The 22,523-nt window shown below is 69.6% G+C and carries 20 protein-coding genes; 11 read left to right on the top strand and 9 right to left on the bottom strand.

The features are described from left to right. The 3 genes from ACWEOO_RS24910 (at position 1) to ACWEOO_RS24920 (ending at position 2,607) form a co-directional block, all read left to right on the top strand. Entirely contained in the window at positions 1–897 is an 897-nt protein-coding gene (locus ACWEOO_RS24910; RefSeq protein ID WP_452145044.1) for an alpha/beta hydrolase, read from the top strand. A 114-nt stretch (positions 898–1,011) separates the two neighbouring features. Next, positions 1,012–1,980: a neutral zinc metallopeptidase gene (locus ACWEOO_RS24915; RefSeq protein WP_452145045.1), complete on the top strand. Its 969-nt coding sequence runs from the start codon at positions 1,012–1,014 to the stop codon at positions 1,978–1,980. A gap of 177 nt (positions 1,981–2,157) precedes the next feature. After that, the gene (locus tag ACWEOO_RS24920; RefSeq protein WP_355696387.1) at positions 2,158–2,607 is read left to right on the top strand and encodes a hypothetical protein; all 450 of its coding nucleotides are present in this window, start codon (positions 2,158–2,160) and stop codon (positions 2,605–2,607) included. Positions 2,608–2,640: 33 nt separating this feature from the next. Here ACWEOO_RS24920 and ACWEOO_RS24925 read toward each other — a convergent pair whose 3' ends face one another. Beyond that, the gene (locus ACWEOO_RS24925; protein ID WP_452145046.1) at positions 2,641–4,290 is read right to left on the bottom strand and encodes a phospho-sugar mutase; all 1,650 of its coding nucleotides are present in this window, start codon (positions 4,288–4,290) and stop codon (positions 2,641–2,643) included. A gap of 9 nt (positions 4,291–4,299) precedes the next feature. Continuing rightward, entirely contained in the window at positions 4,300–4,761 is a 462-nt protein-coding gene (locus ACWEOO_RS24930; RefSeq protein ID WP_452145047.1) for a gamma-glutamylcyclotransferase, read from the bottom strand. Positions 4,762–4,792: 31 nt separating this feature from the next. Between ACWEOO_RS24930 and ACWEOO_RS24935 the strand changes: the two genes are divergently transcribed. Further along, complete coding sequence (locus ACWEOO_RS24935; protein WP_363710380.1) at positions 4,793–6,172, top strand: NAD(P)H-quinone dehydrogenase; 1,380 nt, start codon at positions 4,793–4,795, stop codon at positions 6,170–6,172. A 590-nt stretch (positions 6,173–6,762) separates the two neighbouring features. Further along, positions 6,763–8,355, top strand: coding sequence for a DUF222 domain-containing protein (locus ACWEOO_RS24940; protein ID WP_452145048.1), 1,593 nt, complete (start codon positions 6,763–6,765; stop codon positions 8,353–8,355). Between the two features lie 173 nt (positions 8,356–8,528). Here ACWEOO_RS24940 and ACWEOO_RS24945 read toward each other — a convergent pair whose 3' ends face one another. Next, a complete protein-coding gene (locus ACWEOO_RS24945) occupies positions 8,529–8,801 on the bottom strand; it encodes a hypothetical protein (protein ID WP_452145049.1) in 273 nt (90 codons plus the stop codon). Positions 8,802–9,641: 840 nt separating this feature from the next. Here ACWEOO_RS24945 and ACWEOO_RS24950 point away from each other — a divergent pair. After that, complete coding sequence (locus tag ACWEOO_RS24950; RefSeq protein WP_452145050.1) at positions 9,642–10,541, top strand: hypothetical protein; 900 nt, start codon at positions 9,642–9,644, stop codon at positions 10,539–10,541. Positions 10,542–10,562: 21 nt separating this feature from the next. Continuing rightward, positions 10,563–11,459, top strand: coding sequence for a hypothetical protein (locus ACWEOO_RS24955; RefSeq protein WP_452145051.1), 897 nt, complete (start codon positions 10,563–10,565; stop codon positions 11,457–11,459). A gap of 52 nt (positions 11,460–11,511) precedes the next feature. On the opposite strand, the gene ACWEOO_RS24960 is transcribed toward ACWEOO_RS24955, so the two are convergent. After that, positions 11,512–12,348: a hypothetical protein gene (locus ACWEOO_RS24960; protein ID WP_452145052.1), complete on the bottom strand. Its 837-nt coding sequence runs from the start codon at positions 12,346–12,348 to the stop codon at positions 11,512–11,514. A gap of 153 nt (positions 12,349–12,501) precedes the next feature. Here ACWEOO_RS24960 and ACWEOO_RS24965 point away from each other — a divergent pair, with 153 nt between their 5' ends. The 3 genes from ACWEOO_RS24965 to ACWEOO_RS24975 all read left to right on the top strand — a co-directional run bounded on the left by ACWEOO_RS24965 (position 12,502) and on the right by ACWEOO_RS24975 (position 16,365). Continuing rightward, entirely contained in the window at positions 12,502–13,905 is a 1,404-nt protein-coding gene (locus ACWEOO_RS24965) for an N-acetylmuramoyl-L-alanine amidase (protein WP_452145053.1), read from the top strand. Next, positions 13,902–15,086, top strand: coding sequence for a SpoIID/LytB domain-containing protein (locus ACWEOO_RS24970; RefSeq protein WP_452145054.1), 1,185 nt, complete (start codon positions 13,902–13,904; stop codon positions 15,084–15,086). The genes ACWEOO_RS24965 and ACWEOO_RS24970 overlap by 4 nt, the downstream gene beginning before the upstream one ends. A gap of 184 nt (positions 15,087–15,270) precedes the next feature. After that, positions 15,271–16,365: a glycoside hydrolase family 76 protein gene (locus tag ACWEOO_RS24975; RefSeq protein ID WP_452145055.1), complete on the top strand. Its 1,095-nt coding sequence runs from the start codon at positions 15,271–15,273 to the stop codon at positions 16,363–16,365. Between the two features lie 72 nt (positions 16,366–16,437). Here ACWEOO_RS24975 and ACWEOO_RS24980 read toward each other — a convergent pair whose 3' ends face one another. The 4 genes from ACWEOO_RS24980 to ACWEOO_RS24995 all read right to left on the bottom strand — a co-directional run bounded on the left by ACWEOO_RS24980 (position 16,438) and on the right by ACWEOO_RS24995 (position 20,036). Further along, positions 16,438–17,286 (bottom strand): peptidylprolyl isomerase, encoded by an 849-nt coding sequence (locus ACWEOO_RS24980; protein ID WP_452145056.1) that lies wholly within the window; start codon positions 17,284–17,286, stop codon positions 16,438–16,440. 69 nt (positions 17,287–17,355) lie between these two features. After that, positions 17,356–17,748 (bottom strand): VOC family protein, encoded by a 393-nt coding sequence (locus tag ACWEOO_RS24985; RefSeq protein ID WP_452145057.1) that lies wholly within the window; start codon positions 17,746–17,748, stop codon positions 17,356–17,358. Between the two features lie 3 nt (positions 17,749–17,751). Further along, the gene (locus ACWEOO_RS24990) at positions 17,752–19,527 is read right to left on the bottom strand and encodes an acetyl/propionyl/methylcrotonyl-CoA carboxylase subunit alpha (protein ID WP_452145058.1); all 1,776 of its coding nucleotides are present in this window, start codon (positions 19,525–19,527) and stop codon (positions 17,752–17,754) included. Between the two features lie 74 nt (positions 19,528–19,601). Beyond that, entirely contained in the window at positions 19,602–20,036 is a 435-nt protein-coding gene (locus tag ACWEOO_RS24995; RefSeq protein WP_359935080.1) for an Lrp/AsnC family transcriptional regulator, read from the bottom strand. A gap of 76 nt (positions 20,037–20,112) precedes the next feature. On the opposite strand from ACWEOO_RS24995, the gene ACWEOO_RS25000 reads away from it, so the two are divergent. Next, the gene (locus ACWEOO_RS25000; RefSeq protein WP_359935082.1) at positions 20,113–21,015 is read left to right on the top strand and encodes an SMP-30/gluconolactonase/LRE family protein; all 903 of its coding nucleotides are present in this window, start codon (positions 20,113–20,115) and stop codon (positions 21,013–21,015) included. Here ACWEOO_RS25000 and ACWEOO_RS25005 read toward each other — a convergent pair. Continuing rightward, entirely contained in the window at positions 21,006–22,481 is a 1,476-nt protein-coding gene (locus ACWEOO_RS25005) for a three-helix bundle dimerization domain-containing protein (protein WP_452145059.1), read from the bottom strand. The two genes, ACWEOO_RS25000 and ACWEOO_RS25005, sit on opposite strands and share 10 nt — an antisense overlap. Positions 22,482–22,523: the final 42 nt, after the last annotated feature.

Below are 22,523 nucleotides of genomic sequence, written 5' to 3' on the forward strand. Positions count from 1 at the left end.
GTGCTCACCCGTCGGGCGTTGCTGCGAACCGGAGTCGCGGCAGGGGTGGCGGGAGTCGCCGCGGTCGCCGCCCTGGAGACCGGGGTCGTCCCCGGCAGGGCACGGGTGCACGACCTGCTCGGCCTCACCGGTCCGGACGGCGTCGTCCCCGACGTCCCCGCGGGCCCGGCGGTGTCCGGCAGCTTCGACTCGTTCGGCCGCCGGACGAAGGTCGGCTACAGCATCCTCTATCCGCACGGGTACGACGCGGCGGCCGAGCTGCCCGTCGTCCTCGTCCTGCACGGCCGCGGCGGCGATCACACCTCCGCGGTCAACGACCTCGGCATCGACCGGTACCTGACCGCGGCGGTCCAGGCCGGGACGCCGCCGTTCGCGCTGGCGACGGTCGACGGCGGCCGGGACAGCTACTGGCACCGCCGCGCCGACGGCAACGATCCGGGGTTCATGCTCGACCAGGAATTCCTTCCCCTGCTGGCCAGGCGCGGCCTGCGGACCAGCAGGTTCGGCGTCCTCGGCTGGTCGATGGGCGGGTACGGCGCGTTGCTGTGGGTCGCTCTGCACTACTGGCAGCGGCGGGTCGGGCCGTCCGCGCGGGCGGTCGCGGTCGGCGCGCTCAGCCCGGCGCTGTGGCGGACGTACGCCGACGTACAGCCCGGCGCGTTCGACGACGCCGCGGACTTCGAGCGCAGTCAGGTGTTCGACCGGCCGAGCGGTTTCCGGGACGTTGCCGTCCGCATCGACTGCGGGCGTGACGACCCGTTCGCCGACGCCGCCCGGGAGCTCCGCGAACAACTGCAGGCGGCCGGCGGGCAACAGGCCGGCGTACACACTCCCGGCTACTGGCGGCGCATGCTGCCTGACCAGCTGCGATTTCTGGGCGAAAAAGTCGGCCGATGAGTGGAACTGTGGCGCGAATCGCCGCGTCCGAACCCGTGTCCAGCCCCGAGTGAACCCCTGTGCACCTCAGGATTGGTCCGACAGGTCCCCAGACACACATCGAGAGTGGAGCTCATGGTCAACCTCTCCCGCTACACCCTGCGTGGCGTGGCCACGGTCGGCGCCCTGGCCGGCTTCGCGGCCGCGGTGATGCCGAACGCCCAGGCTGCGCAGGACTCTGGCGCCACCAGCGCCGCGAACACCGCGAACACCGCCGCCACGGCGGTCGCCGCGACCCCGGCGCCGGTCGACGGCGTCGCGTACGCGATCGGCAACCCGCCGGCTGGTGACGGCCTCACCACGAAGTCGTCGCTGACGAACGTCGTGCGCTACAACCGTCTGTACAAGACCGGCGCGATCCCGTCGTCGGGCTGCAAGCAGCTGAACGTCTCGCTGCGCACCTTCAACGGCGTCGTGGCGTACGAGAACAACCTGTTCAAGTGCCTCTACGGGTCCTGGGCCCTGCCGCTGAAGCAGGCCGGCGCGGCGTACAAGGTCGCCCCGACGCTGGTCGTCCACAACAGCCGGACGGTCAACTCGTACTGCGGCGCCGTCACCGACACCGCGTTCTTCTGCGGTTACAACGGCAAGGCGTGGATCTACATCCCGGCCTACCAGATCATCAACTACTGGAACCAGAGCCCGACGTTCGCGCAGGCGTACGCCACCTTCACGCTGTCCCACGAGTACGGCCACCACGTCCAGTGGCTGACCGGCATCCTGGGCGCGTCCTGGCAGCGTCAGCGCGCCTTCAGCACCTACGCCGCGCAGCTCGAGGAGAGCCGCCGTCGTGAGCTGCAGGCGTCCTGCCTGGGCGGTGCCGTGGACGGCGCGAACAAGCGCAACTACCCGTTCAGCGGCGGCTTCATGACCCAGTACAACTGGATCGTCTCCAACAGCGGCGACCAGCCGGGCGGGGTCCGGGACCACGGTTCGCTGAAGAACCACGCGTTCTGGGTGACCGCCGGCTTCAACGCGAAGCACAGCTACACCGTCGCGGGCAACTGCAACACCTTCAACGCCTCGTCCGCCTACGTCGCCTGATTCGACGTGAGCTGACGACTCGCAGCACGTAACTCAGCCGCCCGGTACGCGTTGGCGTACCGGGCGGCTGTTTCGTTTTGGCGACACCTGCACGATCTGCGATTGTGTGGTTACTTGTTTCGGGTGCGCACGCCCTAGAGTTCTGAGTCGAGCGTCGAACGGCAGGAGTCAAGGACAGTGAACTACGACGAGTTCAACACCGAGTACGCGAAGGTGCTGGACAAGATCAAGAGCGGGCGGTCCACCTGGTCGGAGCTGTCCGGGCACGTCACCCGGCTGCGGCAGGCGACCGTGGGGATCACGGTGCCGGTGGAGCGCACCCAGGTCGATCACGACCTCGCCGCGCTGAGCCAGATGGTGGACATGTCCCGGCGGACCAACGACAAGGAGGACATCTGGACGGTCACGTCCGACGCGATCCGTAAGGCCAGCAGTCAGGAGGGTACGGTCGCTGACCGGATCGCCCGGATCGAGGCCGCCATCAACGACATCACCGCGCTGGCGAACCGGAACCCGGACGAGCGGGACGCGCTGATGCAGTCCACCAGCACGCTCCGCATCCTGCACTCCTCGCTGCAGAGCTCTCTGCGTGCCGAGCAGGCCGAAGCGGCCGCAGCAGCCCGCTGAGGCTCCCGGAACCACCCGCCAGGTGTTCCGGAGTCAGATACCTGCCGCGGCAGCCAGGTCCGTCTTGACGGCTGCCAACGCGGTTGCCGCCTGAGCGCGTGCCGAGGGGACGTCCGTCGTGACCGGGACGACCACCTCGAGGTAGCACTTCAGCTTGGGCTCCGTACCCGACGGGCGCACGACCACGCGTGCGCCGTCGGACAGCGTGTACCGCAGCCCGTCAGTCGGCGGCAGCGCCTCCGACCCCTGGCTCAGGTCGTCGATCCGCTCGACGGCGTACGACCCGAGCGTCGTGGGCGGTGTCGCGCGCAGCCGGTCCATCGCCTGCGCGATCAGCGACAGGTCGTCGACCCGCACCGACAGCTGGTCGGTCGCGTGCAGCCCGTGCTTGACCGCAAGGTCGTCCAGCAGGTCGACCAGCGTGCGTCCCGCTGCCTTCGCTTGCGCCGCCAGCTGCAGCACCCGGACCAGCGTCGACACGCCGTCCTTGTCCTTCACGGCCGCCGGGTCCACGCAGTACCCGAGGGCCTCCTCGTAGCCGAACACCAGGTCCGGCACCCGCCCGATCCACTTGAACCCGGTCAGCGTCTCGACGTACCGGACGCCGTACGACGCCGCGATCTTGCCGAGCAACGACGACGACACGATCGAGCACGCGGCGACGCCGGCTGAGCCCGGGAGCAGGAACTCGCCGAGGAGGCTGCCCAGCTCGTCGCCGCGAAGCATCCGCCAGCCCCCGTCCGCCGCAGCATCCGGGACCGCCACCGCGCAGCGGTCCGCGTCCGGGTCGTTCGCCACCGCGATGTCTGCGTTCATCTCGCGGGCCAGGTCCAGCGCCGCGTCGATCGCGCCCGGCTCCTCCGGGTTCGGGAACGAGACGGTCGGGAAGTCCGGGTCCGGGTCGGCCTGCGACGCGACCACCCGCGGTACGGCGAACCCCGCCCGGGCGACAGCTGCCTCGACCAGGGTCCGCCCGACGCCGTGCAGCGGCGTGTAGGCGACGTTCAGGTCCCGCGGCGCGTCGGCGGGCACCAGCTCGGCGATCCGGTCCAGGTACGCGTCCAGCAGGTCGTCACCGGCCAGCTGCCAGTCGTCGCCCCGCGGCACCTCGGCCAGCGGGCCGACCGCGGCGATGGCGGCCGCGATCTCGGCGTCGGCCGGCGGCACGATCTGCGAGCCGTCCCCCAGGTAGACCTTGTAGCCGTTGTCCTGCGGCGGATTGTGGGACGCGGTCACGACCACGCCGGCGACCGCGTGCAGATGCCTGATCCCGAAGGCGACCACCGGTGTCGGGGCCGGCCGGTCCAGCAGGACGGCGTCCAGGCCGGCGCCCCGGATCACCGCGGCGGTGTCCTGCGCGAAGACGTCGGACTTGTGGCGGGCGTCGTACCCGATCAGGACCGGGCCGTCGGTGAGGCCCTTCGCCTTCAGGTACGCCGCGAGTCCGGCGGCGGCGCGGATCACCACGACCCGGTTCATCCGGTTCGGCCCGGCGCCGACGGCGCCGCGCAGGCCCGCCGTACCGAACTCCAGGGTGCCGGCGAAGCGGTCGGCCAGCTCTGCGGCGCTGTTGGAATCTGGCAGAGCCCCGGCGTCCAGGAGCGTCCGCAGCTCGGCGCGCGTGTCGGGGTCGGGGTCCTCGCTCAGCCAAGCTTCGGCGGCGGCCTTCAGATCATCGCTCACATGGGCACTCTAGTGACCCGACGACTGGCACGGGCGGGTCCGCAGGTCTGCCACGTAGTCGTCGGGGGCGCCGGCCGCCTCGGCGGCCTCGGCCAGGATGCCCAGGTAGCGGGCCGACGGCAGGCCGCCCTCGTAGGCGTTCAGCACGTACATCCAGGCCAGCTGCTCGCCGTCCAGCGTCTGCACCCGGACCTGGATCTTGCGGTAGACGCCCTGGTCGATCCACTCCCACTCGTCGAGCCGCTCGACGTCCTTGGGGTGGATGTCGTACAGCGCCACGAAGACCTGGTTGGTGGGCTCGGCCGGGTCCTCGACCACGGTCGCCATCGCGCCCTCCCACCCGAGCTCCTCGCCGCCGAAGGTGAGGCGCCAGCCGGTGATCCAGCCGGTCCCGCGCAGGGGCGAGTACGGGCACCGCTCGGCCATCAGGTTCGGGTCCAGATTCGACGCAAACGCGGCGTACAGGGTCACGGAATCAGAGGATACGGAAGAATGGCCTCCCGTGGCGCGAGTTGTGATCATCGGAGGCGGTCCAGGCGGGTACGAAGCGGCCAGTGCGGCCGCCCAGTTAGGGGCGGAGGTGACGGTCGTCGATTCCGACGGGATCGGCGGTTCCGGCGTGCGCACGGACGCGGTGCCGAGCAAGACCCTGATCGCCACGGCGGAAGTGATGACCGAGGTCGAGGAGGCCGGCGAGCTCGGCGTCCGGCTGGACGACGGGGACGACGATCCGGCGAACTCCGTGCGTGTCGATCTCTCCGTCGTCAACAAACGGGTGAAGGCGCTGGCCGCCGCCCAGTCGGCGGGCATCAGCCGCCGGCTGGACCGGGACAAGGTCCGGGTGATCCAGGGCCGGGGCCGGCTGGACGGCCCGGAGAAGGTCGTGGCCGGAGACGAGCGGCTGGACGCCGATGTGGTGCTGATCGCCACTGGTGCAAGGCCTCGCGTGCTGAAGGGCTCCGAGCCGGACGGCGAGCGGATCCTGACCTGGGAGCAGGTCTACGAGCTCTCCGAGCTGCCCGAGCGGCTGATCGTGGTCGGGTCCGGTGTGACCGGCGCCGAGTTCGCCAGCGCGTACGACGCGCTCGGGAGCGACGTCGTCCTGGTGTCGTCGCGGGACCGGGTGCTGCCGGGCGAGGACGCCGACGCGGCGGCGGTGCTGGAGGACGTGTTCAAGCGGCGCGGTCTGACCGTGCTGAGCAAGTCGCGGGCCGAGTCGGTGAAGCGGCAGGGCGACGGGGTCGTGGTGACCCTCACCGACGGCCGGAAGGTCGAGGGGTCGCACGCGCTGCTCGCGGTCGGATCGCTGCCGAACACCGACGACATGAATCTCGTCGAGTCGGGCGTGTCGCTCACCGACGGCGGGTTCGTGCAGGTCGACCGGGTATCGCGCACCACCGCCCGCGGCGTCTACGCGGCCGGCGACTGCACCGGCGTCCTGATGCTGGCGTCGGTGGCCGCGATGCAAGGCCGGATCGCGATGGCGCACGCGCTCGGCGACGCCGTCGCACCGCTGGACCAGTCGACCGTCTCGGCGAACGTCTTCACCGCGCCCGAGATCGCCACCGTCGGCCTGACCCAGGCAGTCGTCGACGCCGGGGGAAGCACCGCCCTGGTCGTCAAGGTCCCGCTCGCCGACAACGCCCGCGCCAAGATGCAGGGCGTCCGCGACGGCTTCGTCAAACTCTTCTGCCTGCCCAACACCGGCATCGTCGTCGGCGGCGTCGTGGTGGCCCCCCGCGCCAGCGAACTCATCCACCCCATCTCCCTGGCCGTAGCCGCCCGCCTCACCGTCGACCAGGTGGCCCAGTCCTTCACCGTCTACCCCTCCATCTCCGGCTCAGTAGCCGAAGCAGCCCGAAGACTCCACCTCAGAAACTGAGGCGAGAACAAGGAAAGACGATGCAAAGAGTGGGAGTTGGCTGCGTGGCCGGGTTTGCCGGGCCAGCGACAGTCAGCGCATCAGACCTACCGGGGTAGGGAAGTGGTCGGGCGGGTTTTCAGGTGCTGGACAGCCGGCTGAAAGTGTCCGGACGACCCGCCGAGCTTGGGGTTGTAACGGCAGCTGACGCTGGTGCTGACGGAACGGCGTCTCGGCACCGGTCCCGGGTGGCCGCCAGGGCGATCACCGAATGCGGCTGGGAACGCATCCTGGACCAGCACACGCCGACGCCGCCTACGTCGGCACCACCGTCACGTCCCGTGCCAGCGCGGTCCGCGGTCGAACGCGAGGGCCACGCCTGACGGGTGGGTTCACGCTGTCTCAGTTCCTATGGGGCTGGATCGTCCTATGGGGCTGGATCGCGAGGAGGTCGGCGAGTTGGTTTCAGGTCCGTGCCGGCCGGGTGACGCGGGCCGAGCGGATGCAGTCGAGTGGCGCGGGGTGTTTGCTGCTGTGGGCCCCCGAATAGCCCACAAAATAAGGGGATTCCGGCTCGGAAACTGTCGGTGGCGCCGTCTAGAGTCGGTGCCATGGAACTTCTAGGCGAACGGCCGGCGTGGTCGATGAGTGGCAGCGAACTGCTGTCCACTCTCGACATGCTGGAAGCCGAGCTCGCTCGCCTGGAGGCGTACCGGTTGAGCGTGGTCGCGGCGATCGAGTCCACCGGGTACGCGCAGGAGCTCGGCGCCCGCGACACCGCCGAGCTGCTGCGCTTCCGGTACCGCCTGGACCCACCGGCCACCCGCCGGACCCTCCGCCTCGCCCAGACCGCCCCGCACTACCCGGCCGTAGCCACCGCCCTCGAGGACACTGCCTCCGGCGTGGCGTCCGGCGGCGCGGGTAGTGGGTGGCTGTTGCGACCGGCGCAAGCGGCCGCGATCGTGTTCGGACTCGAGCGGGTCCGGTCGCGGGTGCCGGTGGAGCACCTGGACGCGGCCGCGGAGCAGTTGGTCGGGCTGGCTGGTCACCTGTCGCCCAGTGAGCTGCGGACCGCCGCCAAGGAGATCGCCGACCTGCTGGACTCCGACGGCCCCGAACCGGAAGAGCTGAAGGCGTATGAACGGGAGTCGCTGACGCTGTCGGCTGCCGACAACGGCGTGAAGTTCAAGGGCTTCCTGGCCAACGAGAACGCCGAACTCCTGCGCGCGGTCGTGCACGCCGGTGCCCGCCCGCACAAGACCGTCGACGGCGAACACGACCCCCGCCCGCGCGACAAGCGCCAGGCCGACGCGCTGTCCACCGCCCTGAGCATCGCCGCTGCCGCGTGGGACACCATGGGACCCACCGCGCCCACTGGACCTGCAGCGGCGACCTCATCCGCCGCGAGCAGTGCGGGCAGTACAGACATTGCGGGCAGTGCGGGGAACGTAGGGAAGGATCGTCGGGTGGCCGGGTACGGCGCGAAGGCGAACATCACCGTCACGATCGACCTCGAAGACCTCAGGTCCGCCACCGCGGACGCGATCGGCCACACGGTCTACAGCGGCGGGCTGTCGGCCGCGACGATCCGGCGGCTGGCCTGTGACGCGAACATCATCCCGCTGGTGCTCGGCTCGAACTCGGAACCGCTGGATGTGGGGCGCCGCGTGCGGCTGGTCACCGGGGCGATGCGTCGCGCGCTGGACGCCCGCGACCGCGGCTGCGTGGTCTGCGGAGCCCCGCCGGTCATGTGCGACGCCCACCACCTGATCTCCTGGATCGACGGCGGCGACACCAAAGTCTCGAACCTGGCGTTGCTCTGCCGTCGTCACCACGTCGACCTGCACAGGGGCCGCTGGCACATCACCATCACCAACGGTGAAGTGCACGTCGCCCGCCCCAGCTGGGCCGAACCCGCACCCACCCCCGCCGTAGCCCGACGCACAGCACCCCCGCGCGCCCGACCACCCAGCGGCAAGACGGACCCGCGCGAGTCCGAGCCCACCCAGCCCACCCAGCCCACTCAGCCCACCCAGCCCACCGAGCCCACCGAGCCCACCGAGCCCACCGGGCCCAGCGGGTTCGCCGAGGCCGGCCTGCGGGCGGCCGAGGGCGTCGTGGTGGAGACCGTCGCCGACCGGTCGCGGTGGCGGGCCGACGAGGGTGTGCTCCAGCAAGCGGCCGACTTCGCAGCCACCGGCTGAGACCGGAGAACACAACAACCTCCTACCCGCAGGCAAGCGGGCAGGAGGCCGTTGTGCTGCGACGGGGTCAGGAGACGGCGGAATCCTTCCAGCCGCCTCCGCCAGCGGGTGGCTCGTGTCGTCGCCCACACCGAACCGCCGAGTTCCCGCTCGTCAACACCTCAGTTCCGCCTTCAGGCAGCTTCGTCCGACACCGCCGTGCAGGTGAATGCACGCGCAGGCCAGCCCGGACAGGCGTTAACAGCCAGGCTGCGGCCATATCCAGCATGCCCAGCCGGTGCGGACCGCCCCGGAACCAGGTTGTTCAACTGGCCGTGCAGACGCTGCTGAGCCGCCTTGCGGTCAGTGACCAACCAGCGTCGGTGCCGCACCACCGCCCGCAACACCTCCACCTCCAACTCATCCACCAGCACCCGCCCCGCGCCTCGGCGGGCCAGATAGCTCAACGCGGCACAGTCCCTGTCCAGCGGTCTTGAAGCTCCCCGACCCCGGCTGGATCCGCGCGGCCTTGGTCTCCGACGGCGCGAACAACCACACTCCGCCGGGATAGCGGCGCCCCAACTGATGCGCCCATGCCCGGTGCAGACTCCCGATCACCTCGATCGCCCCGACCGCGATCACTGGCCTCCCACCCGCATCACCAAATCCAGCCAACCGCGCCCAGCCAACCGCGCCTAGCCAGCTGCCCAGTCAGCTGCCCAGTTAGCCGCCCAGACAGGCGCCCAGACAGGCGCCCAGACAGCCGCCCAGACAGGAGTTGGTCCAGTCTCTCGACCCCAGCACGACAAACTGGCAGCGACATTGGATCTTCGAATGGACCTGAACCATCACCGACTCAGACCCGGTTCATCACCTTGCCAGGATCCGCAGCCACCACCAACGTCGACGGCTCGAGAGCCATCTGAAGTAACGACATCGGACAGCGTCCCTACCTCACGGTGTGAACCGCGCCCCAGCCCCGTGTGCGCAGCAGTTGTCCGCTCGGCGGCCCAAGCGTCAGCCTGCGCTGATCGGTGTCAACGTCGTACGTGCTCGTTGCACTGCGCGTGCGCCACGTTGACACCGATCACGCGCCGGCCGACTTCAGCGGCTATCGAGCGAATCGGCACACTTCACGGCCTATCAGCTGACTGAAGAGCCCGGTGACACAACTGCGCCCCGCAGACAAACCTACGGCCGACCGGCGAAGTCGGCCACGATCCCTGGATCTCTTCTCTGACAGAGCTGCTTGAGGTTGCCGGACATGGCGGCGCAACTTCTGTGTGGGTGGTTGCATCGTGTGAGGTGTGAAGAGCTATCTGAGACGAACCTTCGTCGTGGCGGCCACCACCCTGCTGCTCGGTGGGCTTGCCGTGGCGCCGGAGCGTGCCGCGGTCGCGGCGCCAGCCGAGGCCAGTGCCGCCTGCCAGATTCCCGTTGGATCCATCACCAGCGGTGGTGACCTCGCCGACACGACCGTCACCGCGACGACGCCGCCGACCGCCAAGCGCACGGTGGGCCGGCATCTGTTCACCCCCGGCATCGCCAAGATCAGCTCGACCTGGACCTACACGGTGCTCAACCCGGTCGGGTACCGCGACTCCGGGTACGTCGTCCTGAACTCGTCGCTGTACTACGCGGCGTACGGCGAGGACACCGACGGCTCGGCGATCAACACGTTGAGCAAGATCGGCGGCGGGTGGGGCAACTTCACCGCGGTCGAGGAGTCGTTCTACTGGGGCAAGACGTTCCGCGGCGCGGTGTACGGCCTGCGCAACGACGGCGTGCTGTTCCGCTGGACCGACGGTTTCCGCAAGGTCAGCTCGTACCCGGGTTTCTCGGCGGTGAAGACGATGACGCTGATCAGCGAGACCGCGACGTACGACACCTTCCTGGCGAACACCCGCGGTGGAGCGCTCTACACGATCCACATCCCGGTGGCGACGCCGATGAAGCCGGTGGTCAAGCAGGTACGCAGCCGCACCTGGCAAGGCTTCGAGCACCTGGTCGCCGACAAGTGCGGCAGCCAGAGCACGCTGCTGACCGCGATCGACAAGGACACGGGCTCGGCCTACCTGTACGCGGTCAGCCACGCGAACGGCGCCTCGACCGTCATCAACAGCCTGGGCAAGGTGCCCGGCACCTTCACCGACCCCACCTACTACCTCAGCACCTACGAAGGAAACGCGCCGCTGTTCGGCGAGTGACAACCCACGAAAGGCATGTCGATGAAATTCAACCGGGCTTCTGCTGTCACGGCCTCAGCCCTTCTGCTCGGCGGGCTGGCCGCGGCGCCGGCCGGTACCGCGAGCGCCGCCACCACCGCGACCACCGCCGCCACCGCGGCCTGCTCGATCAATCTCGGCTCGATCACGGCCGCCGGTGACATGGCCAACGCCTCCGTCACCGCCACGTCGCCGGCCACCGTCAAGCGCTCGACGGGACCGCACATGTTCTCGCCGGGGCTCGCGAAGCTCGCGTCCACCTGGAACGACTCGCTCGGCGTCGGCTCGGACTACACCGTGTACGGCGACGTGATCGTGAACTCGACGCTGTACTCCGGCGCGTACGGCCAGGATGTCAGCGGCAAGCCGTTCACCTCGCTGACGTCTCGGGGCGGCGGGTACAACGGCTACAAGGCGATCGAGACGTCCCAGTACTGGGGCAAGGTGTTCCGCGGTGCGGAGTACCGGCTGCGGGGCGACGGGGTGCTCTACCGGTACGTCCCGTCCACCCGGGTGATGTCGCGCTGGGCGGGGTACTCGTCGGTGAAGACGATGGCGCTGATCAGCGAGCAGCCGACGTACGACACCTTCCTGGCCACCACGAACGGCGGCGCGCTCTACACGATCCACATCCCGGTCAGCGGGCAGCCGGTCGTGAAGAAGGTCCGCACGTCGACGTGGCAGGGCTTCGAGTACCTGGTCGCGGAGAAGTGCGGTGCGCAGAGCACGCTGCTCGCGGCGGTCGACAAGGACAGCGGCTCGGCGTACCTGTATGCCGTTGGTCACGCCAACGGCGCGGCGACCGTGATCAAGGGGCTGGGCAAGGTGCCCGGCGACTTCAAGGACCCGGTCTACTTCCTGAACACCGCCGAGGGGAACGTCCCGCTGTTCGGCGAGTGAGGACACGACGAGGCCCCGGTGACCTGGTCACCGGGGCCTCGTCCTGGGTGTTTCAGAAGTCGCCGCCGAAGTCCCCGCCGCCGAAGTCGAAGCCGCCGCCGTCGCCACCGCCGTCGCCGCCGTCGAACGGGTTGAAGTCCCCGCCGCCGTCCCCGCCGTCGCCGCCGCCGTCGGCCATCCCGTCCTCGTAGCCGGCCGCGTAGTCGCCGTACCCGCCGCCGGCGAACATGCCGCCGAGGGCCGTGCCGATGAACATGCCGGTCAGCACGCCGCCGACGCCGCCGAACAGGCCCTGCGCGTACGGCGAGTAGGCCGGGCCGGCCTCCCAGTACGGAACGCGCTGCGGGCCGACCATGACCTTGCGGACGTCCGGCTCGGCGCCGGCGCGGACCCGCTCGGCGTCGGCCGCACAGGCCGGCACCTCCCGCGGGGCGCCGCCTGGCGGCGACCACATCACGTCGACCACCGACGGGCCGTGCTGCGGGTTGAAGAAGCAGGCCGGACGGCGCTGCGGCAGCGGCTCGCCGGCCACGCGGGCCTTCACGCAGGCCGCGGCGTACCGCCCGTCTTCGAGGATCTCGACCACGTGCTTGATCTGGTCGGCCTGGGTGACCTGACCGATCGCCTGCTTGGCGGACTCGTAGGAGTCGAGCGCGCGCTGGTAGTCCTGCCGCGCGCCGTCGCCGAGGTCCTTGCCGACCATCTCGAGGTCGAGGTCCTGCAGCTCTTCGCCGAAGCGGGTGATGTCCTCGTCCGCGGTCCGCTTGACCGCCTCGAGTTCAGCGGCGGTGATCTCGTGCTGCTTCTTGCTCTGCAGCTGGGTCCGGCGGTACGAGCGGTACGCCAGCACCGCGATCACCACGACAGCGATGAGCAGGATGAATTCCATGTCGGGCCTCTTCTCGGGGGCTCTTTGGGGAGAGCCTATCCAACCCCTCAAGACGCCACGCAGGGTGATCGAATCCCCGGAAAGCGGTCACCCGCGGCGCATAATCGAAGTCGCGCCGCCCAGCGTCTGTCCGACCCCGCCGGAAGGTCATAGATGGGCATCACCGCCATGGGCAAGACCACGCGACTGCTGCCGCTGGTGCTGACCGCGGCCGCACTGGTCCCGCTAGCGCACGAGAACCCGTCGCCTGATCCGTCGCGCCAGTCCTACCAGGAGATTCCGCTCGACGGCCTGTCCGTCCGCGCGCAGACCGAACCGTACGGAATGGTCGGCATCACCTGGCCCGACGGCGTGCGGGACGTGACCGCGAAGGTCCGCGTCGAACGGGACGGGAAGTGGACCGACTGGCAGCCCCTGCACGTCGAGGACGACCACGGCCCGGATCCATCGGCACCCGAAGGAATTGCGCGGTCCGGCACCGAACCGCTGTGGGTCGCGGACGCCACCGGGGTGCAGGCGAGCGCGGTGACCGATGCCGGCGCCGCGGTGGCCGGTGCGAAGGTGGTGCTGATCCAGCCCGGGGTGCTCGGGTCCGATTCCGAGGACGTCGGCGGCGTCGAGGCGCAGGCCGGCAAGGCGCCGTACCCGATGCCGTTGATGGTCAGCCGGAGGCGCTGGGGTGCCGATGAGCGGCTGCGTGCGTACAACGGAGCCTCTTGTGTACGGCCGAAGTACACGACGACCGTGCTGGCGGCATTCGTCCATCACACCGCCGATCGGAACGACTACACCCGCACGCAGGTCCCGGCGATGGTGCGCGCGATGTACGCGTACCACGTGAAGAGCCGCGGTTGGTGCGACCTCGGGTACAACTTCCTCGTCGACCGCTTCGGCCGGATCTTCGAGGGCCGGGCCGGCGGTGCGCAGCTGCCGGTGCTCGGCGCGCACACGGCGTCGTACAACGCGAACTCGTTCGGCGTCGCGGTGATCGGCAACTTCGAGCAGACCGCTCCGCCGGCGGCGATGCTGGAGTCCACGGCGCGCGTGATCGCCTGGAAGCTGGACGCCAACTACCGCTCGCCGCTGGCCACCGTGGTGCTCGACGGAAATCGTCTGCACACGGTTTCCGGGCACCGCGACACGAAGCCGACGGCGTGTCCGGGAACCCAGCTGTACAAGCAGCTCGGCTGGCTGAAGCGGCGCGTGAACACCTTGATGGGCGGGAGTTTCACGACACCGATCTATGTGTTCGCGCAGAAACTCGGTTTCCGAAACCTCGGACAGCCGTTCTGGGGCGAGCATCCGACACGGACCGGGCGGGCGGCGTACTTCGGCACTCGCGACGTCTTCTACTCCGTTGCTACCGGCCCGCATTCCACCGCGGGCGCCTTCCGGACGCGCTTCCGGCGGATCGGGGCCGGGAGTGCGCGGATCGGGCTGCCGATCACCGAGGCGTACCAGGTCGCGGGCGGGGCGCGGCAGAAGTTCCAGCGCGGGTGGCTCGTCTGGGACCGGCGTGACCGGCAGGTTCAGCTCGTCTACGGGAGAGTGTCGTGAGGAAACGTGCGATCGCGGCTGTCGTTCTGTCGTCCACGGTGATCAGCGCGACCGCGCAGGCGCGCGAGGTCGTGCCGGAGGCGGCGCCGGACACGACCATCATGGGTCGCGGCTTCGGGCACGGTCGAGGACTGTCGCAGTACGGCGCGCAGGGCGCCGCGCTGGCCGGGAAGTCGGCACGGCAGATCCTCGACTTCTACTACCCCGGAACGACCACCGGGAAGGCGACCGGCAGCATCCGGGTCCGGATCAGCGCCGACACCACCGACGGGGTCCGGGTCGGCGCGGTCAGCGGGCTGGCGGTCCGCTCGCTGGCCATCGGCAAGGTCTATCCGTTGCCGAGAGCATCGACACGGAACCAGTGGTCGATCGACCCGAACGGCGAGCACGGCACGAAGCTCAGCTCGTACGACGCGAAGACCCGGAAATGGACGCTCTACAAGACGTTTTCCGGGATGGCGCAGTTCGAGGGGGCAGCCGTGATCGGGCTGTTGCTGCCGAGTGGCGCCGTCCGCCGGTACCGTGGCGCGCTCCGGGCGATCGACGTGTCCGGGACACATCTGGACACGGTCAACGTGCTGCCGCTCGAGCACTACCTGCGCGGCGTCGTACCGCGGGAGTCGGTCTCGAGCTGGCGGCCGGCCGCGCTGCAGGCGCAATCGGTTGCCGCGCGCACCTATTCGGTCTTCCATCGTGCCCGGGCGGCGCGGAAAGCGTACGACCTGTGCGACACCACGTCCTGCCAGGTGTACGGCGGGTACGACTCGGAGGAGACGTCGACCAACACCGCGATCGCGGCGACCGCGGGCCAGGTCCGGCTGTACCAGGGCAAGCCGATCATCGCGGAGTTCTCCTCGTCGAACGGCGGGGCGACGGCGGCGGGCGACGCGCCGTACCAGGTGACGAAGGTGGACGGCTGGGACGCGTACCCGAAGAACGGGAACCCGAACGTCTCCTGGACCGTGACCCGGACGGCGGCCGAGATGCAGGCGGTGTTCGACGTCGGCGCGATCCGCTACGTCCGGGTCCTGAAACGGACCGGCGTCGGCCCGGGTGGCGGGCGGGCACTCACCGTCGAGGCCGCCGGATCGCGCGGAAAACGTGTTCTCACCGCCGACCAGGTCCGGATCCGGCTCCACCTGCGGTCCGCGTGGATCAGTTTCCCGGCTCGCACTTCTTGATATACCAACTGCCGACTCCGTTGCGAGGCGGCTGAGGCATTGACGAGGCAGCGATGCGCCGGTTAGAACATGACATCGCTGTCAATCCCCGCCCAAGAGGAGCAGGTCGATGCGCAGGAAAATTGGTATATCAACTCGTCTGGCCGCTGGAGTGCTCGCGGTCGCGGTCCTCGGATCGCTGAACATGACCACGGCCAGTGCCGGTGAGTCGGCCGGGACCGACCCGACCGCGGCCGCCCGGGCGCGCGCGTCGTACGACGCGATCAACACCTACTTCGACGCCGGGAAGGGGCTGCTGCTCGAGGACTACCCCCGGACCGGGTCGAACCCGTACTCGTACGTCTGGCCGTACTCGCAGGCGGCGATCGCGGCCGAGAACCTCGCGGGTGTGCCGGGTGCGGGCCGCGCGGGTGCCGCGGAGGCCGACCGCCGACTCGCGGCGTACGAGTTCTACTGGAACGCCGGCACGACGCCGACCGGCTACGACTCCTACGTCCGGCCGCCGAACGGTCAGGGCGGGGACAAGTTCTACGACGACAACGAGTGGATCGGGCTGAACCTGATCCAGCGGTTCAAGCGGACTGGTGACCGCGCTGCACTCGCTCGTGCCAAGGAGATCTTCGCGCTCGTCGTGCACGGCTGGGACACCGACCCGGCGCACCCGTGCGCGGGCGGCGTGTACTGGACCCAGGCGCCGTGGAGCCAGGACCGCAACACGGTGTCGAACGGTCCGGGCGCCGAGCTCGGGGCGCACCTGTACCTGCTGACCCGGGACAAGTCGTACCTGACCTGGGCGCAGCGGATGTACCAGTGGGCGCAGACCTGCATGCTCGCGCCGAACGGGCTGTACTGGGACCACATCGACCTGGCCGGCACCATCGAGAAGACGCAGTGGAGCTACAACCAGGGCGTGATGCTCGGCGCCGGCGTCCTGTTGTTCAAGGCAACGGGTGACGCGCGCTACCTGAGCGACGCGAAGTCGGTCGCGAACGCGTCACTGGCGTTCTACAACACGCCGGAGATCCTCGCCAAGAACGGCGCCGCGTTCAACTCGATCTGGTTCAAGAACCTGCTGATCCTGGACTCGGTCGCGCCGGATCCCCGCTACCGCGAGGCGATGCAGTCCTACGCCGACTACAACTGGAACACCACCCGGGACCCCGCCACGAACCTCTACAAGTTCCACGACGGCTCGGTGGAACTCCTGCAGCAGTCGGGCATCACACAGATCCACGCCCTGCTGGCCTGGCCCCGCTCGCAGTACCACCTGCTCGCCTGACCCCCGAGCTCTCGCACAAAGGCCGCGCCGCCCGTCCCCGGAACCGGGGACGGGCGGCGCGGTTGTCTCTTCTCAGGCTGCTGTCGTGGCCGACTTGATGTCGACCGGCGTGACCGGAGTGCCGTCCTGCGGGCCGTTCTGCGGGATGACACCGGCCTGGGCGACCTTGTCGATCAGCTTCAGGCTCGCCTCGTCGATCGTCCCGAACGCCGTGTACTGCGGGGTCAGGCCCGACGCGTCGCCGTACACGATGAAGAACTGGCTGCCGTTCGTGTTGGCGCCCGAGTTCGCCATCGCGAGGATGCCGCGACCGTACTTCAGCGTCGGGTAGACCTCGTCGGCGAAGCTGTACCCGGGGCCGCCCGAGCCGGTTCCGGTCGGGTCGCCGCACTGCAGCACCTGCAGGCCCTCGCCGACGGTGAGCCGATGACACTTGGTGTTGTCGAAGTACTTCTGCCCGACCAGGCTGAGGAAGTTCTTCACGGTGCACGGCGCCAGCGCGCTGTCCAGCGTCAGCTGCAGGTCGCCGATCGAGGTGTTCAGGCTGACCTTCGACGTACCCGAAGCCTTGGTCTTGCCGTCGGCCGGCGGATCGACCTTCTTCGCGGCGGCCTCGCCGGTCTTCTTGTACGCGCAGCTCACCTCGGCCGGGAGCGGAGTCTCCCGCTTGGGCGCCGCCGCCATCGCAGTCGGGATGCTGGCCGGCTTGTTCTCCGGGGCGACCGAGGGCGTCGCGGCCGGCTCGTCGTCACCGCTCACCCCGAACACCACGAAGACCCCCACGAGAACCACGACCACCACTGCGATCGCGGACACGGTGATCCCCAGATTCCGCCGCTGCCGCCGCCGCTCGGCCTCCCGCTCGGCCTGCCGCCGAGCCTTCCGCGCCGCCAGCTGCTGCTCATGGGTCTTCTTGGACATGCAGTAAGCCTCCTCACCGAAACGCCTGGAGGGAACCTACAGCGAAAACCTGAGAACTGTCTGTACGCGTCAGGCGCGGGTGGGGGAGCCGGCGCCCCAGACGAAGCAGAATTCGTTGCCCTCGGGGTCCCGCATGACTTGCCAGAGGTCGCCGTCATAGATGTCGTCGGCGAGGGTGGCGCCGAGGCGGAGGGCGTTGGCGACCGCCTGGTCCTTGCGGTCGGGTGGGACGTACAGGTCGAGGTGCACGCGGTTCTTGCGGACCTGCTTGCCTTCGGGGACCTGAGCGAAGTCCAGGCGCACCCGGCCGCCGTGCAGTTCGGTGACGCCGTGCTGGTCAGGGCGCAGCTCGCCGCCGAGCAACGCCTGCCAGAACTGCCCGAGCCCGTCCGGATCCTCGCAGTCGAACGCGACCGCGTCGATCACCGGCACCGGCTCGGGCGCCGCCCCCGCCTCCGGCACGGGTCAGTCCTTGATCTCGCAGATGGCCGCGCCGGCGGTGACGGTGGCGCCGACCTCGGCGGTGAGGCCGGTGACGGTGCCGGACTTGTGGGCGTTCAGCGGCTGCTCCATCTTCATCGCCTCGAGCACGACGATCAGGTCGCCCTCGGCGACCGTGGCGCCTTCCTCGACGGCGATCTTGACGATCGTGCCCTGCATCGGCGACGTCAGCGAGTCGCCGGAGGCGGCCGAGTTCTTCGTACCGCCCGCGCGTCGCGCCGGCTTCTTCTTCGACCCGGCAGCGGCCGTGGTCGCGCCGAGCGCACCGAGCCCGGCGGGAAGAACGACCTCGAGCCGCTTGCCGCCGACCTCGACGGTCACCTTCTCGCGCTCGGCGTCGGTCGGCGCCTCGGCGGTCGGGCCCTCGTACGGCGTGAGCTGGTTGTCGTACTCGGTCTCGATCCACCGGGTGTGGACCTTGAACCCGTCGGTGCCGACGAACGCCGGATCGGACACGACCGACGCGTGGAACGGGATGACGGTCGGCATGCCCTCGACGACGAACTCACGCAGCGCCCGCCGCGACCGCTCCAGCGCCTGCGTGCGGTCCCGCCCGGTGACGATCAGCTTCGCGACCAGCGAGTCGAACGCGCCCGGCACCGTCTCGCCCTGGTCGTACCCGCCGTCGAGGCGCACACCCGGACCGGACGGCGCGTGCCACCTGGTCAGCGTCCCGGGAGCGGGCAGGAAGCCGCGCCCGCCGTCCTCGGCGTTGATCCGGAACTCGATCGAGTGGCCGGAGACGACCGGGTCGTCGTACCCGAGCTCCTCGCCCTGGGCGATCCGGAACATCTCGCGGACCAGGTCCAGGCCGGTGACCTCCTCGGAGACCGGGTGCTCGACCTGCAGCCGGGTGTTCACCTCGAGGAACGAGATCATCCCGTCCTGCCCGACCAGGAACTCGCACGTCCCGGCGCCGACGTACCCGGCCTCGCGGAGGATCTTCTTCGACGACGAGTACAGGATCTCCAGCTGCTCGTCGGACAGGAACGGCGCCGGGGCCTCCTCGACGAGCTTCTGGTAGCGGCGCTGCAGCGAACAGTCCCGCGTCGACACCACGACAACGTTGCCGTGGGCATCGGCCAGGCACTGGGTCTCGACGTGCCGCGGCTTGTCCAGGTACCGCTCGACGAAGCACTCGCCGCGACCGAACGCGCTGACCGCCTCGCGCGTCGCCGACTCGAACAGCTCGGGGACCTCGTCCAGCGTCCGCGCGACCTTCATGCCGCGCCCGCCGCCGCCGTACGCCGCCTTGATCGCGATCGGCAGACCGTACTGCTCCGCGAACGCGACGACCTCGGACGCGTCCGCGACCGGATCCGGCGTCCCCGGGACCTGCGGCGCGCCGACCTTCTCCGCGATGTGCCGCGCCTTGACCTTGTCGCCCAGCGAGTCGATCGCCGACGGCGGCGGCCCGATCCAGATCAGGCCGGCGTCGATCACGGCCTGCGCGAACTCGGCGTTCTCGGCCAGGAACCCGTAGCCCGGGTGCACGGCGTCGGCGCCCGACCGGGCGGCCACGTCGAGGATCTTGGCGATGTTCAGGTAGGAGTCGGCCGGTGTCGACCCGTCCAGCGCGTACGCCTCGTCGGCGAGCCGGACGAACAGCGCGTCGCGGTCCTGGTCGGCGTACAGGGCGACACTGCTCAGCCCCGCGTCGGCGGCGGCCCGGACGACCCGGACGGCGATCTCGCCCCGGTTGGCGACCAGCACCTTGGTGATCTGCTTGCTGTCGGTCACAGCTGACTCCCTTCGGTGGCCCGAGTCTAGGGTCAAGCGGCCGTCCTGGGAGCAGGGTGTTGCTCACACCACGATCACAGTGCGGCGGGTTGTTTCTCGAAGAAGGTCTCCAGCACCACGATTGTCTGGGTGCTGGTCACCCCGTCCACTTGATGGAGGGCGCGCAGGGTCGCCTGGAGGTCCTCGGTGGTCGCCGTGCGGACCTTCACCAGCACCGACGCGGGACCGGCGATGATGTGCGCCTCCTCGACGGCGGGGATCGACCGCAACGCCTGCAGTGTCGGCTCGTCGCCCATCCAGGCGCCGGCGTCGAGGAGGACGAACGCCAGCACGCCGAGCCCGACCGCGGCCGGGTCGACGTCGACCGTCGTCCGCCGGATCACACCGGCCGCCTTGAGTTTCCGGACCCGTTCGTGGGCGGAGCCGGCCGAGAGCCCGACCGCCTGGCCGAGTGCGGCGTAGGACTGGCCGGCGTCGTCCTGCAACGCGGCGAGCAGACCGCGATCCACATCATCTATTGTCATGTCCGTCACAAACCAAATCTTGTTCTGTCTGAATTGTCGGCGACAGGATAGCGTTCTGTTCATGACGATCACGATCAACGCCGCGCCGCGGCGGCTGCGGGCCGACCTGGTGGTGCTCGACGACCGTTTCCGCGCGATCGCCGGCGACGAGTACCTCGAATGCCTGTACGACGGCGGCCGCTGGCTCGAGGGACCGGCGTACTCGCCGGCCTGGCGCTGCCTGGTGTTCAGCGACATCCCGAACGACCGGATGCTCCGCTGGGACGAGAGCTCCGGTCACGTCAGCGTGTTCCGCGAGCCGTCCGGCTACGTCAACGGCAACACGATCGACCGCGCCGGCCGCCTGATCAGCTGCTCGCAGGGCGACCGCCAGGTCGTACGGACCGAGCACGACGGCCGCCGTACCGTGCTCGCCGCACACTTCGAGGGCCGCAGACTCAACAGCCCGAACGACGTGGTCGAACGCAGCGACGGCTCGATCTGGTTCACCGACCCGCCGTACGGGATCACCTCGAGTTACGAGGGCCACGCCGCCGAGCAGGAGATCGACGGGTGCCACGTCTACCGGATCGGGCCGGACGGCGCGCTGACCGTCGTCGCCGACGACTTCGTCCGGCCGAACGGGCTGGCGTTCTCGAACGACGAGTCCCGGCTGTACGTCGTCGACACGCCCGCGAAGCACATCCGGCGGTTCGACGTCGACGGCGACAAGCTGATCGGCGGTGAGGTGTTCGCGCCGTGCGAGGCCGGCATGTTCGACGGGATCCGGCTGGACAACGCCGGCCGGGTCTGGGCGGCGACCCACGAAGGGGTGCACTGCTTCGACCCGGACGGCACGCTGATCGGCAAGCTGCTGCTGCCGGACGTGGTCTCCAACCTGACCTTCGGCGGCCCGAAAGGAAACCGCCTGTTCATCACCGCGACCACGTCCGTGTGGTCGTGGCTGTCGACGGCTCAGCGGTAGGACTTGGACACCGCGTCCAGCATTCTCTCCAGGGCGTCGTACGTCGGGGTGTCCGCGACGTCGATGACGTCCTTCACGACCGGGACGTCGTACTGGTTGACCACGTTCGCGAACTGCGCCTGGTCCGCGGTCCGGAATCCGTGCCGGGCCGCGAGCCGCTGCAGTTCGGTGTCCGTCGACAGCAGTTCGCCGAGCTTCTCACCGTTCGCGTTCAAGGCGATCAGCGTGTGCTTGGACTGCACGGTCGGCGACGGGTACATCAGCACCATGCCGGGCTTCAGCTTGCGCTGTACGGCGGCATCGACGAACTGCGCCTCGTAGATGTTCACCATCGGCGACTGGCCCATGCCGAGCGACAGGTAGTCGTCGAACGGGCCTTCACTGGAGTTGTCCGTGTGGCCCTGGTTGACGAACAGCGGTGCGACCAGCGGCAGCACCTTCCGCTCGTCCGCCGCGCTCTGCACGACGCTGTTGTGGTTGGCGACGTAGCTGACGATCGCCAGGAACATCGCCGCCGAGTTCGAGGTGCGCGGATCGGTGGTGGTGATCAGGATCCGCTTGTTCACCGGGTACGTCGTGTTGCCGCGGATGTTCGTCCACCGCCAGTTCGCCTTCGCGAGGTCGACGTACCTGCGGACGTCGAAGTACCAGGTGCCGTCGACCTGCTTCGCGATGCCGGTCGCGGACAGCAGGTCGACGATCGGCTGGTACGTCGCGATCGCCATCGGCGACGAGAAAACGCTGTACTTCTTTCCGCTCACCGCCGGCCGGCCGGCCGCCGGCTGCAGGATCCGCTCCGCCGCGGTGGTGCTGGACGGGAACGCGAAGTCGTAGCCGCCGAGGTCGACCGAGGTGGCGATCTCGCGGGACCCGGCGGTGTCGACCCGCACCTCGAGACCGTGCTCGGCGAGCGCGGCCTTGACGTCGGGATCCTCGAAGAACGCGCGCTTCTCGGAACCGATCACGCCGCGGAGGGTGACCTGTCCGGTCTGCGCCTGGACGTCGTCACCGGTCCGTACGACGAGCACGGTCGCGACCGTGGCGGCGACAAGCACGCCGGCGACAGCGGCCGGCAGGGCAATCGGAAAACGGTGGCGGAATCGGCCGGAAACCGCGGCTGTTCCGCCGCCGCCCGGGCCGCCGGCGGCGGTTGCCGCCGGCGCTGCGCCGGATCCGGCCTCCAGGGCGACGCCGGGTCTGGTCCACCTGGCCTTGCGGCCGGCGGACTCCGCCGGTGTCGCCGGCTCGGGTTTCGGGGTGAGTTCGTCGCGGACGATGCGTTCGACCAGGATCGGTACGTAGTCGCGGACCGGGTCGCCGGCGAAGGACTCGCGGGCGGTGCGGATCGCGGATTCGATGTCTTCGGGGGTATGGATGTCGGCGAAGGACTCGGTCAGCCTGCTGGTGAGGTTCTCGATGGCCCTGTCCTCGCGGACGGTGTCGAGCTTCAAGGGATGTCTCCGCATCACGATGACTGTCTCGATGGACAGGCACATCTTTTCGCCGGG

The organism is Kribbella sp. NPDC004138, from assembly GCF_053603655.1.